13 protein-coding genes and 1 tRNA gene are annotated in these 13,269 nt (G+C 33.0%); 6 read left to right on the plus strand and 8 right to left on the minus strand.

Annotated elements, in window-relative coordinates; translation table 11 throughout:
• Window positions 1–433: 433 nt before the first annotated feature.
• Window positions 434–510, minus strand: a tRNA-Met gene (locus V5J73_RS03905).
• Between the two features lie 153 nt (window positions 511–663).
• Here V5J73_RS03905 and V5J73_RS03910 point away from each other — a divergent pair.
• On the plus strand, window positions 664–1,056 hold the full coding sequence (locus V5J73_RS03910) for an START-like domain-containing protein (RefSeq protein ID WP_338647770.1): 393 nt from the start codon (window positions 664–666) through the stop codon (window positions 1,054–1,056).
• A gap of 55 nt (window positions 1,057–1,111) precedes the next feature.
• Window positions 1,112–1,951, plus strand: a complete 840-nt coding sequence (locus V5J73_RS03915; protein ID WP_338647771.1) for an aminotransferase class IV — start codon at window positions 1,112–1,114, stop codon at window positions 1,949–1,951.
• On the opposite strand, the gene V5J73_RS03920 is transcribed toward V5J73_RS03915, so the two are convergent.
• From V5J73_RS03920 to V5J73_RS03940, 5 genes are all read right to left on the minus strand, one after another.
• Window positions 1,948–2,508 carry a YqgE/AlgH family protein gene (locus V5J73_RS03920; protein ID WP_338647772.1) on the minus strand — a complete coding sequence of 187 codons (561 nt, stop codon included), beginning with the start codon at window positions 2,506–2,508 and terminating at the stop codon, window positions 1,948–1,950. The two genes, V5J73_RS03915 and V5J73_RS03920, sit on opposite strands and share 4 nt — an antisense overlap.
• A 118-nt stretch (window positions 2,509–2,626) precedes the next feature.
• Window positions 2,627–2,899, minus strand: a complete 273-nt coding sequence (locus V5J73_RS03925; RefSeq protein ID WP_073017033.1) for an HU family DNA-binding protein — start codon at window positions 2,897–2,899, stop codon at window positions 2,627–2,629.
• Window positions 2,900–3,078: 179 nt separating this feature from the next.
• On the minus strand, window positions 3,079–4,026 hold the full coding sequence (gene fmt / locus V5J73_RS03930) for a methionyl-tRNA formyltransferase (RefSeq protein WP_338647773.1): 948 nt from the start codon (window positions 4,024–4,026) through the stop codon (window positions 3,079–3,081).
• Window positions 4,026–5,921, minus strand: coding sequence for a RecQ family ATP-dependent DNA helicase (locus tag V5J73_RS03935; protein ID WP_338647774.1), 1,896 nt, complete (start codon window positions 5,919–5,921; stop codon window positions 4,026–4,028). Before V5J73_RS03935 ends, fmt begins: the two co-directional genes overlap by 1 nt.
• 58 nt (window positions 5,922–5,979) lie before the next feature.
• On the minus strand, window positions 5,980–6,519 hold the full coding sequence (locus V5J73_RS03940) for an ATP-binding protein (RefSeq protein ID WP_338647775.1): 540 nt from the start codon (window positions 6,517–6,519) through the stop codon (window positions 5,980–5,982).
• 147 nt (window positions 6,520–6,666) lie between these two features.
• Between V5J73_RS03940 and V5J73_RS03945 the strand changes: the two genes are divergently transcribed.
• The 4 genes from V5J73_RS03945 to V5J73_RS03960 all read left to right on the plus strand — a co-directional run bounded on the left by V5J73_RS03945 (window position 6,667) and on the right by V5J73_RS03960 (window position 10,168).
• Entirely contained in the window at window positions 6,667–6,951 is a 285-nt protein-coding gene (locus tag V5J73_RS03945; RefSeq protein WP_338647776.1) for a DUF493 family protein, read from the plus strand.
• Window positions 6,952–7,044: 93 nt separating this feature from the next.
• Window positions 7,045–7,770 (plus strand): DUF4290 domain-containing protein, encoded by a 726-nt coding sequence (locus tag V5J73_RS03950; RefSeq protein ID WP_338647778.1) that lies wholly within the window; start codon window positions 7,045–7,047, stop codon window positions 7,768–7,770.
• A gap of 105 nt (window positions 7,771–7,875) precedes the next feature.
• Window positions 7,876–9,186 carry a UDP-N-acetylglucosamine 1-carboxyvinyltransferase gene (gene murA, locus V5J73_RS03955; protein ID WP_338647779.1) on the plus strand — a complete coding sequence of 437 codons (1,311 nt, stop codon included), beginning with the start codon at window positions 7,876–7,878 and terminating at the stop codon, window positions 9,184–9,186.
• 115 nt (window positions 9,187–9,301) lie between these two features.
• Window positions 9,302–10,168, plus strand: a complete 867-nt coding sequence (locus tag V5J73_RS03960) for a cation diffusion facilitator family transporter (protein WP_338647780.1) — start codon at window positions 9,302–9,304, stop codon at window positions 10,166–10,168.
• Window positions 10,169–10,273: 105 nt separating this feature from the next.
• Here V5J73_RS03960 and V5J73_RS03965 read toward each other — a convergent pair whose 3' ends face one another.
• Window positions 10,274–12,760, minus strand: coding sequence for a DUF5686 and carboxypeptidase regulatory-like domain-containing protein (locus V5J73_RS03965; protein WP_338647781.1), 2,487 nt, complete (start codon window positions 12,758–12,760; stop codon window positions 10,274–10,276).
• 91 nt (window positions 12,761–12,851) lie between these two features.
• Window positions 12,852–13,265, minus strand: a complete 414-nt coding sequence (gene aroQ / locus V5J73_RS03970; RefSeq protein ID WP_338647782.1) for a type II 3-dehydroquinate dehydratase — start codon at window positions 13,263–13,265, stop codon at window positions 12,852–12,854.
• Window positions 13,266–13,269: the final 4 nt, after the last annotated feature.

Consider the following 13,269-nt stretch of genomic DNA (forward strand, 5'->3'; position numbering starts at 1 on the left):
ATTACAATAATGGATTAACTTTTAAAAGCATTTACGCATTATCGTAAAAGATCAGGGATCAAGAAAGAGATTAGTTTGAAGAATCTGAGAAAGGCTTATCCAGCGTTGGTAAGTCTAGTTAAGTATAAGGATACAAAAATCCTATCGTCTTATTCAATATATGGCGTTCTAACAGAATATTATTTAGATCCGACAGTCTAAGGCTATTGAAAAAGGGGCTTTGGAAATTAAAAAAAATGATGTAAACAGAAAAGGTATAAATGAAATGTAGTTTTTCATTTATGCTTTTTTTGTTTACTACTTATTAACGTTTGAATCTCAATTTATAAAATTCCTCACTCCTTTTCCTCACTCCTAAAGTTGAGCTATGCCGAATTGGTTAGATGTTAAGCATAAAAAAAACCCTAACATGTTGATGTTAGGGTTTTTGCTTTGGTAGCGAGACCGAGATTTGAACTCGGGACCTCAGGGTTATGAATCCTGCGCTCTAACCAACTGAGCTATCTCGCCAATTTCGGGTGATTAACAAGCCCTGAATGCGGGTGCAAATATAAAAATAAAATTAATGTCTGCAAGCATATTTTTAATAAAAAAAAATATTTTTGAAAACGCTTTTTTTTCGGAGTTATATTCTATATATTTCGAAAAAATTAAATGTAGCTCATGAATCAAAAAGTACGTTACGAAATCGAGTTTCCTATAAATTCTTCGCCTCAATTATTGTATCAATACATATCGACTCCTTCAGGTTTGTCTGAATGGTTTGCGGATAATGTAAATTCTCGTGGTGAGTTTTTTACTTTCATTTGGAATGATTCACAAGAAAAAGCTAGACTTGCTTCAAAAAAAACTGGAGAGAAAGTAAAATTTAAATGGGTCGATGAGAATAGTAAAGACACAGAGTACTTTTTTGAATTACACATTTTAGTAGATGAGCTTACTAAGGATGTATCTTTAATGGTAGTTGATTTTGCTGAGAAAGACGAAGTTGATGAGGCTACATTATTGTGGGAAAATCAAATCTCAGACCTTAAACATCTAATTGGTTCTGTATAGTAAAATCATATTTTATAACTTATATTTGCCCTGAATAAAATTTAGGGCTTTTTTTATGATTAATTTTAATGGGACTATTGTATCTGAGGATGCTAACATTTTGACGCAAAACCGAGCTTTTCTATATGGTGATGCTGTTTTTGAAACGGTTAAAATAATAAACAATAAAATCCTTTTTCTTGAGGATCATTATTTTAGATTAATGTCTTCAATGCGAGTGGTGCGAATGGAAATTCCTATGAATTTTACCATGGAATATTTAGAAGAACAAATACTTTTATTAGTAGCTAAAAATCAAATGGCTACTTCTTCCCGTGCCCGAATTACTGTTTATAGAAATGATGGAGGCTATTATTTGCCACAAACCAATACTGTGTCTTTTCTAATTCATGCTGTTGCGCTTGAGAATGCGCTGTACTCAATAGAAAAAAAGCATTATGAAGTTGATTTGTACAAAGACTTTTATATTACTAAACAACTCCTTTCGTCTATTAAAACAACTAATAAAATCATAAACATTACAGGAAGTATTTTTGCCCATGAAAATGGTTTGGACAATTGTTTGTTGTTGAATGATAGTAAAAATGTTGTTGAAGCATTGCAAGGGAATATCTTCATGCTGTCAGGAAATAAATTAATTACACCGCCTGTTTCTGAAGGATGTTTGAATGGTGTAATGCGAAAACAAATTTTAAGTTTGGCAAAAAAAATAGAAAATTTGGAAGTTATAGAAGAAGTAATTTCGCCATTTGATCTTCAAAAAGCAGATGAATTATTTATTACAAATGTCATAAAAGGAATTCAACCCATAACACAATACCGAAAAAAAGCATTCAGCACGAATTTATCTGTTGATCTGTTAGCAAAGCTAAATGATATGATCAGTATTACTTAATTTAAATATGGGTTTTCTGGGGCGTTGGACCAAATCATATATTCTCCACCTAATTCCATAATTTGTTCTTTCCAGAAGTGAGTTGCTGATTTTCCGATTATTTTATTTTCGTAGCTATTAGCGGTAATTATCCAAGAGTGGCTTTCCATTTCATTTTCTAATTGGTTTTCATCCCAACCGGTATAGCCTAGAAAGAATCGGATGTTGTCGTTATTGATTGCTCCTTTGTTGATGAGTTCTTTTGTCGACTCAAAATCACCTCCCCAGTAGATTCCATTGGAAATTTCGATACTATTGGGAATCAATTCTGGAATGTTATGAATAAAATAGAGGTTGTCTTGCTCTACCGGACCGCCATTGTAAATCTTAAATCGCGCATCTATATCCGGGATTAGGTCATGAATAGTGTACTTCAAGGGTTTGTTAATGATAAAACCAACTGATCCTTCGGCATTGTAATCAGCTAATAAAATTACCGATCTGTTGAATGATAGATCCCCAATTATCGTAGGCTCTGCTATAAGCAAATATCCTTTCTTTAGTTTATCTGTAATCATCGGAATATATTTTTTATTAAATTTAAGTTTTTTATTATAATAGTACAAAATAAAATCGTTGAAACGCATAAAAAAACCTTCCAGATGGAAGGTTTTGATTATATAGGGGGAACTAAAATTAGTTTACCGCACCTTCTAATTCTGCACCTGCTTTAAATTTTACTACATTTTTAGCAGCGATTTGAATGGTTTTTCCTGTTTGAGGATTTCTACCGTCTCTAGCAGCTCTAGCAGAAACTGACCATGATCCGAAACCTACTAAAGATACTCTTCCACCTTTTTTCAAAGTTCCGCCTACATTACCTAAAAACGACTCTAAAGCCAATTTTGCAGCAGCTTTAGTAATTCCTGCATCAGCAGCGATAGCATCGATTAATTCTGATTTGTTCATAATAATTAGTTATTAATTGTTGGTTAAAAAAATTGTTAATACACAAATTTAGTAGGAAATACGTTCCTTGCAAGTGTTTTGCTTGATTTTAGTTTGTTTTGTTAATAACTTATTTTTTTTGTTAATAATAGTAAGGTTATTTCTTGTTAAATAAGATAAAATCCCCGTTTTTATTGATGTTAGTGAGCTTTCGCTTCAGCCGAAAATGTAATTCCATTAAGTAATTCGTGTGTATTCATCTTCTTTTTGCCTGGAAACTGCAAACTTAGTATTTGAATAAATCCATTTTCTACTGCAATCTTTATTTCTTTTTTGGTACAAATTAGACTTCCAATGCTATAATCATGCGCTTCTAAAACAATTTTAGCTTCGTATATTTTTACATTCCATTCTTCATTTTTGTCTTGAATGAAGCACCAAGCTGCTGGATATGGACTCAAACCTCGAATTAGATTGTTGATTTCTAAAGCTGATTTTGTCCAATCTATTTTACAATTCTCTTTATTAAGTTTGTATGCTGTTTTAATATCGGCAGTGTCTTTTTGAATAATTGTGGATAGATTCCCTTTTTCAATTATTTGTAAAGTATCAACAACGGTCTTGCTTCCCAGATCCATCAATCGATCATGAAGTTGACCTGCATTTTCAGTTTCATCGATAGGTGTTTCAGCACTTAAAATCATTGCACCAGTATCAATTTTGTCATCAATAAAAAAAGTAGTCACACCCGTTTTTGTCTCTCCATTTATGATTGCCCAATTGATAGGCGCTGCTCCGCGATAATTCGGCAGGAGAGAGGCGTGAAGATTGAATGTGCCTAACGCAGGCATTTCCCAAACTACTTTTGGTAACATTCTAAAGGCAACTACGATTTGTAAATTAGCATTCAACGATTTCAATTCCGATAAAAAAGTTTCATCTTTAAGATTTACTGGCTGTAATAAAGTAAGATTATTAGCCAGCGCATATTCTTTTACTGCTGAATATTTTAATTTTTGTCCACGACCGGCAGGTTTGTCTGCGGCAGTAATGACACCCACAACTTTGTAGTTATTTTTGAGTATGGTATCTAATATTCCCACTGCAAATTCGGGCGTTCCCATAAAAACTATTCGTAATTTTTCCATTATGATTTTAAAGTATATTTATTATTTGGTTTAACCAAAATTGTGTTATTTTCTAATAAATTCTGAAGTGCGAAGATGACTTCGTCTGGATTTTTTTTAGTTTTGGTTTGTATGTCTCTCGAATTTAAATCTTCGGATTGTAATAAACTAATGATTGCTTCAGAAAGTGACGTACTGTCTTTTTTCTTGTTTTTCTTGGTAATGCAAAAGGAACAAATTCCACAATCAACATCCGTTTTTTCTCCAAAATAATTCAAGATTAGCTTGTTCTTGCAAACCTTTTTTTCGGCAATATAATTCAGAACGGACTGGAGTTGTTCTTTTTTTAATTGATTTTGATTTTCTAAGTATTTTGAAACGCGACTGATGGTTCTTTCATCTTCCCGAACTTCATTGAAAATCAGCGTAGAATCATTATTTTTCGAATGGTATTCTATGATCTCTTTTTCTTTTAATTTGTGCAAGACTGCTTGAATTTCAGTTTCCTTATGATTTGATTTTTTGGCAATTAATTGCAAATTGAACGCAGTTTGCATTTCATAAATTCCCGGATACGTGCGCAATATTGCTAAAATAATTTCCTCATCATTTGGATTCAAACTCATGTATCGAATCACTTCTTTGGACGAAATAAGAAATTGCAGCGAGATTTTTTCTGAAAACTCTTGGGACAAATTGAGAATGCCTTGTCGATCCAGGAATTGCATGGCGTTGTAGGTCTTTAATGTTGGGAAGCCATATTTCAAACAAAAATGATGCAAATTGAAGGTAAACTGCTCGTTGATTCCCTCTCCGTAAGCAATTTGGAAATAGTTACAGAGCTTAACATACATGAGATTCAGAAATTTTTTGTCAGGAAGAATATTTATAAATTGACTTTCAGCCTGGATACTATCTGAAGGGCTTGATAATAAAACAGCAAATGCTTTTTCACCATTTCGTCCGGCACGTCCTGCTTCTTGGTAATAATTTTCTAAATTTTCTGGTAGTTGAATGTGAATAACAGTTTTTACATTCGCCTTGTCAATACCCATCCCGAAAGCGTTGGTGGCCACAATAACTTGTGCCTCGTCAGTCATCCACAACTGCATGTTTTTATCTTTTTCTTTGGACGAAAGTCCGCCATGATAGTAGGTTGCTTTAAATCCTAATGCATTCAGTTGTGCCGAAATGTCCAGACAGGATTTTCTGTTGCGAACATAAATGATAGATGATTCTGGATTTTTCTTCAGGATTTGTTCTATTCTGAAAAGTTTGTCTTCTACTTCAAAAACCATGTAGGCTATATTTTCTCTTGCAAATGATTTCTCAAAAACGTGTACATTTTGCAATCCCAGTTCAGTGATGATATCTTCTTTGACTTTTGGAGTTGCAGTAGCCGTTAATGCAAGGAAAGGTATTTTTGGAAAATGTTTTTTTAATGCCGAAATCTTCAAATAAGCAGGTCGGAAATCGTGTCCCCATTGTGATACGCAATGCGCTTCATCAATGGTAATTAAGTTTATGGGAAGGCTTTTTATTCGGTCCAAAATCCAATCAGATTGTAAGCGTTCCGGGGATAAATAGAGGAATTTATAATTACCGAATTGGCAATTGTCCAGCAAATCAATCATTTCCTCGGATCGGATACCGCCAGTTAATGCAATGGCTTTGATGTTTCGCTTTTGCAAATTAGCCACTTGATCTTTCATTAATGCTACCAATGGCGAAATTACCAGACAAATTCCCTCGTTCATCATGGCCGGAATTTGGAAACATATTGATTTTCCTCCGCCAGTAGGCATCAAAGCAAAAGTATCTTGACCGCTTAAAACGGAATCGATAATTTCTTTTTGTAGCGACCTAAATTTGTCGTGTTTCCAATATTTTTGAAGAATAGCTAACGCTTCTGGCATAGATTTCAGATTTCAATTCATAGAAAACACCGCAAATTGAAACTTCTAAACTTGAAAATTATTTAGAAATTTCCTCTAAGATAAAAAGAATTCTGTTATCAAGAGTGTCTTTAGGGACTTCTATGAGTTCATAACCGTAACTTTGATACGTTTCTGTAAGGTGATTGTAGATCAGTTTGGCTTGTTCAAAGTTTTCATAACGTTCGTGATCGCTAATATAAATTTCTTCCCAAGGCGGAAGAATGAAGATTTTTGAGTAGGTATGTTCGCGACAAGCAAGGTCAAAAGAGGCTGGATAGCTATCGCCAATGTAATGCATGTAAGCCAAAACATCTGGAATTCCGCGGTCAATAAAAACGACTTCATGTGGCTCATTGGAAGCATTATGAAACTGTTTTTTTCTTCCTTCAAGGAGTAATTCACTGAATAACAATGGTTTTTCTAGGAATAGTTGTTCGATTCCTTGTTTTTTTGCTTCTAAAGTTACTTCCCGTGAAATTTCGGGATAACAACAATGTCCTTTGGCTATCAATCCATCAATGATAGTTGTTTTACCTGTTCCTGGACCGCCAATGATAACTATAATTTCTTTCTGCACTTTTAAAAAATAAGGGGCAAATTTACTTAAACTTATTGGGATTTGAAAAAATCATTGCGGTTAAAATAAGATTAGATAAAAAATCATAATTCAAAATTCATAATTTACGTTTGAAACTGTATATTTGCCTTTATTTTTAAATAAAAAATGGATAAGAACACTCAAGAATTTTATGATAGATTAAAAGTAGAGTTGGACCTGAGTAATTCTTGGCCAGCAGAATACTTATTTAAATTTATTGTGCCTACAGAGGATGATAATATCGAACGCGTTCAATTGGCTTTTGATTGTATGGGAGCGGTTATAAAAACAACAAAATCTAAGACGGGTAAGTTTACCAGTATATCTGTTGATGTGACCATGAAAGATTCACAAGAAATAGTAGATAAATACCTAGAAGTTTCTACAATTAAGGGAATTATTTCTCTATAGCTATAAATATTAAATTTTTGATGCATACACAATCGAATGATTACAAATCTTCGAAAAAGAGGCACAGTAAGATCAAAAAATATACATTCGAATATGAATTCAAAATATATTAAAGAAAACTCAAACGATGTGGTACATCATTTGGAATATAATGCGGAGCGATCCCATTTGATTATTCCAGAATATGGACGTCATTTGCAAAAATTAATTGATCAAGCAACTAAAATTGAAGATGATATAGAACGCAACAAAGCGGCAAAATATATTATTCAGGTTATGGGAAGTTTGAATCCACATTTGCGTGATGTTCCTGATTTTCAGCACAAGTTGTGGGATCAGATTTTTATCATGTCTGATTTTAAATTAGTAGCTGATTCTCCCTATCCAATTCCATCCCGTGAGGTATTACAATTGAAACCGGATGTGTTAAGTTATCCTCAGAATTTTCCAAAATACAGGTATTATGGCAACAACATAAAATACATGATTGATGTAGCCAATAAATGGGAAGAGGGTGAAATGAAAAGTGCTTTAGTGAAAGTGATTGCTAATCACATGAAGAAATCCTATTTGAGTTGGAACAAAGACACCGTGAAAGATGATGTTATTTTCGAACATTTGTATGAGTTGTCAGGTGGTAAATTGAATTTACTTCAAAGTACCGAAGAACTTCTTAATACCACAGATTTATTGCGAACAAATAAACGTGTTTCTAATAAAATTGCCCCTACAGGTTCACCAAAAATTCAAAGTAATAAGAACACAAAGACTGGGAAACCAAATCCGATTCACAAAAATCAAAATAGAAAACCACTTTAGGTTAGTTATAAATTAGGAGTTTTAAGTTATGACTTTTTGAATATAACTTTTAACTCGTAGCTTTTAACTCGTAATCAATAATTTATAACTCATAACTATAAAAAAATGGGAATTTTTAAAATAGAAGGCGGCATCAGTCTTAAAGGAGAAATCACGCCACAAGGGGCCAAAAATGAAGCACTGCAGATTTTATGTGCTGTTCTTTTAACTCCAGAAAAAGTTATCATTAATAATATTCCTGATATTATTGACATCAATAAACTAATTACGCTTTTAGGAAACTTAGGTGTTAAAATCCAAAAAACGGCACCTGGATCGTATACTTTTCAAGCTGATGAAGTAAATGTTCAGTATCTAGAAACCGAAGCATTCAAGAAAGAAGGTGGTTCTCTTCGTGGATCTATTATGATTGTTGGACCACTTTTGGCACGATTTGGAAAAGGATATATTCCAAAACCAGGTGGTGATAAAATAGGACGTAGAAGATTGGATACGCATTTTGAAGGTTTCATTAATTTAGGTGCAAAATTCCGTTACAATAGAGAAGATCATTTTTATGGTGTAGAAGCGCCAAAAGGATTGAAAGGAGCTGATATGTTACTTGACGAAGCATCAGTAACTGGAACTGCTAATATAGTTATGGCCGCAGTTTTGGCCAAAGGAAGAACAACAGTTTATAATGCTGCTTGCGAACCTTACTTGCAACAATTGTGTAAGATGTTAAACTCCATGGGGGCTAATATTACAGGTGTTGGGTCGAATTTATTGACTATTGAAGGTGTTGAAAGTCTTGGAGGTTGTGAGCATAGAATTCTTCCTGATATGATTGAAATTGGGAGTTGGATTGGTCTTGCTGCAATGACAAAATCTGAAATTACAATTAAGGATGTAAGTTGGGATAACCTTGGCGTTATACCTAATACATTCAGAAAACTTGGTATTACACTGGAACGCAAAGGTGACGATATCTACATTCCTGCTCACGTAGATGGATATGAAGTAAAAACGGATATTGACGGTTCTATTTTGACAATTGCTGATGCTCCTTGGCCAGGATTTACTCCGGATTTATTGAGTATTGTTCTTGTAGTTGCCACTCAAGCAAGAGGCGATGTATTGATTCATCAAAAAATGTTTGAAAGCAGATTGTTCTTTGTGGATAAATTAATTGACATGGGAGCAAAAATTATGTTGTGTGATCCACACCGTGCCGTTGTGATGGGGCACGATTTTAAATCACAATTGAAAGCAACAACAATGTCTTCACCAGATATTCGTGCGGGAATCTCATTATTGATTGCTGCGCTTTCGGCAAAAGGGACTAGTACTATTCAGAATATTGAACAAATTGATAGAGGATACGAGCGCATAGACGAACGATTGAGAGCTATTGGAGCCAATATTGTACGCGCATAAATCAAATAAATAAGCATAAAATATCGTTTAAGTAAACCAATTAGGATTTGAATGTACCATTCAATACGGTTTACTTAAACGTTTTTTAATTTTAATTCATTTTTAGAAAAAGATCATGTCAACGGAACAAACAGCGATAAAGGCCACTTATTTTAGTATTATCGGAAATTCATCTTTGGCCATTATTAAAGGGCTGGCAGGTTTTTTTGGAAATTCATATGCTTTAATAGCTGATGCAATAGAATCTACCACTGATATTTTTGCTTCATTTTTAGTGTTATTTGGAATCAAATATTCTAATAAGCCGGCAGATAAAAATCATCCGTATGGACATGGAAGGGCAGAACCTCTAATTACCTTTTTGGTTGTAGGTTTCTTAATTACTTCTGCTACTATTATTGCTTATGAAAGTATCATCAACATTCAAACACCACATCACCTGCCAAAACCATGGACATTAATCGTTCTTGGGGCAATAATTATTTGGAAAGAATATTCCTTTCGATTAGTGATGAAAAGAAGTATTGAAACTAATAGTTCGTCGCTAAGAGCAGATGCGTGGCACCATCGCAGTGATGCCATAACTTCTGTAGCAGCATTTATTGGGATTTCAATTGCTTTAATTTTAGGAAATGGTTATGAGTCTGCTGATGATTGGGCAGCACTCTTTGCTTCGGGATTTATACTTTATAACAGTTATCTTATTTTTAGACCTGCTTTGGGCGAAATAATGGATGAACATTTATATGATGATTTGATAGAACAAATTAGAATAGTTTCTCTTCAAGTAGACGGAATCATAGATACCGAAAAGTGTTTTATTCGAAAAGCAGGAATGCAATATCATGTAGATTTACATGCCATTGTGGATTCGAATATTACAGTAAAAGATGGGCATGACTTAGCACACAAACTGAAAGATACCTTGAGAGAGGAAATCCCGGAATTAGGTCACGTCTTGATTCATGTGGAACCAAATTAATTTCACAATTTAAATCATTTTGAAATTTATGAAAACTAAAAAAGGCACAAGAAGATTATTTCTTATGCCTTTTTTCTTGTTGTTAAACTGTTTCTTGTTGAAGTTTTACTCTAAAATATTTAAAAATTTAAGTCCAAAAACTACTCCGTCGCCTTGAAATCCATTTTGATAAGAACGTATATAATCTAGACGTAGCATCTTAAATTTTCCAAAGCCTAAATTATCTAAACCAACCGTAAATTCTCTATAGGGCTTACTATTTGATGTAGAAAGCGTATGTGCACCCAAGATTAAAGTTGATTTTAATTGATTCAATAGCGGAATTTTATTCATAATATAACCTTCGTCATTATACTCTGCATGCGCTTCAAAATAGCTATTATTCGTACTGTTAGAATAATAAGGAAGCAAATTAAAAACATTCAAATAGCGTTCCGTTTGCCCTATGTGAGTTTGGTTTCCATTGAAATGTTTGTAATCTATAAAAGAGATGTTTGCTGCATTTAAAAATTTCCCGGCTTTTATATTCATTCCTATAATTCCTTTGTTTTCTAATTTTAAATCATACGTTAAGCGAGTATTTATGTGATCAAATTCATATTTTTTATCATTCGCTGCAAATCCTTTTTCATATCCTAAAAGTAGCGTAGGATATTTTTCATTTCTAATGTTGTATTTTCCGTCCGGACGGGAAGAATATTTATTCCCAAAATTTATTCTTGCATTTAGAGTCGCTTTCATCAAATTATGCTTTTCAAAAGCTGGAGTTGTGAAATCATCCGGTGCCAGCGGATTATTCGAAGAGTATAAATCGTCCTTATTAAGCAAAGAAAAATCAGTGTTGTTGAATAATGGTTTGCGTTGTTGGTATTCTATCTTTCCATTCAAGTTTATGCCATTTGCAATATCTTGGCCATAGCCAATCGCTACTGATTCTAAATTGTACAACTTCATAAAATTGTTTTTGAATGCCAAGGAACTAATTGTGTTTATAACTTTACTGATGGGTTCAGTTGAGTTGAATTGCTGGACAGAACTACCTCCAGTCAAATACAGAGTTGCATAATTCTGATTGTTAAACCTATGTATGAATTGTCCTGTTACACGCAAACGTTCTTCAGCAAAACCGTAATTGAGTTTTGTACTTATCGAAGTGTAAATTCCTTTGTTTTCTTGGTTTTTCCAGCTGGTATACCTAAATCCCGAATCAAAATTATATCCTTGCACGGTATTAAAACTCAATGAACCTAGATTGAGTAATCCTTCATAACTAAAGGAATTTTTCTCTGAACTATTTCTATAAGTATAGCCCGTTAGTATTTTCATTAGTTTGAATTTATTTCCTTTTGAATCAATTGAATCCAAGTATTTTTTAGAATTTCGAGTCTTGTAAATACTATCTTTCCGTATGTAATCGTTAGTTTCTTCGATTGTTAAAGGAATGGGTCTGTTACTGTTCCAGAAAACTGAATCTTTTTTATTTGAATTTATTTCGATACTTGTAATTTCATTTGTAAACGTTTTTTTTGCAAAGGCGTTCACAAATTCATAATTACTGTAGACGTATGTATATCTTCCATTGAATTTTATTCCAAAGGCTCCAGCTGTAATATCAAGACTTTGAGTGTTTTTTGCCCAAATTTGGTTGCTTTTATTGTAACTGAAGTTCTGTTTTAAGGTCATTACATCCACAAATTCTTCTTTCATTCGGTAGCCTTTGATGTCTAAATCAACAGCATAAATGGCCCAAGAATCTTCAACAATATAGATATAACCTTCAAAAACAGGCTCACTGTCACGTTTTGCAGTAACTTTTATTTTATTAATCATTTGATTATTGGCATCATAAAAAGTATTTTCTAGTTTGTATTTATAATAATTGAATGCATTATTTGAGATTGGAGAAATCATATTAACCCCAAAGTCAATCGTATTATCATAGAAATCATAAAAAGAAGATCTGGCCGTATTGTAACTGTAGCCGTTATCTCTTCCGCTTACTTTAGAGGCAGTTACGACTTCTTTTAAATTATTGGGTTTTTCAAATGTAATTTTAGAAAAAGTTTCAGATAATGAAATAATACCTGTTCCTGTAGAATCCAAAGAACCATTCATGTCGCCAATTTTTTGACCTAATATTTTTTTAGGAGCATTTTTAAGTTTGAAAATTCCTCTGGAATAAAAGTCGGCATGGAACCGAGCTGTTTTTTCAGTATTTTCTTTTTTACTGGCAATCGCATTTTTTATGATAACAATTGCAGGATTGATTTTAGTGTTGATTACAACTTCGTTCAAAGAATAACTTTCTTCAATCATTTTAACATCAAATGAATACAGTAACTTATCCTTCTGAATGGTTATTTTTTGCGTTTTAAAACCTAAAAATTGAAACACAACTGTTTGCTTTTCGGCTTTCTTCAAGTTGAGTTCATATTTTCCTACTTCATTTGAGGTCGTTCCATTATAGGTGTCTTCTTGAAAAATGGTTACAAAAGGCAAGGGATTTCCTTTTTCGTCAGAAACGGTTCCTTTTATTTGTGCATAGTTGGTATATGAAACCAAAGAAATTAGAAGTAGGTAGTATTTTCTCATGAAAGTTTTTTCTTTCACAAAAATATAAGAACTTTAAAAAGAGGCTATTAATTATTTGTTAAACATTTCTATGAATATTTTTATTTGGGATTTATAAAAATGATTGTACTGCTAATTCATAACTCTTTAAACCAAAACCTAAAATGACACCTTTAGCATTTCCAGATATATAGGATTGATGTCTGAAACTTTCACGTGAAAATGTATTCGAAATATGGACTTCAACAACTGGAGTAGTAATGGATTTAATAGCATCTCCAATGCCAATGGAAGTGTGGGTGTAAGCACCAGCGTTTAGAATAATACCATCGTAAGTGAAACCAAATTCCTGAATTTTATCAATTAATTCACCTTCAATATTACTTTGAAAATAGGTAAATTCTATTGTTGGAAATTTTATTTGTAAAGCGGTAAAATATTCTTCAAAGGTTAAGCTACCATATACTTCTGGTTCACGTTTTCCTAAAAGATTCAGATTTGGTCCGTTGATGATACTAATTTTCATAATT

Source organism: Flavobacterium sp. KS-LB2 (assembly GCF_036895565.1).
Lineage (GTDB): Bacteria > Bacteroidota > Bacteroidia > Flavobacteriales > Flavobacteriaceae > Flavobacterium.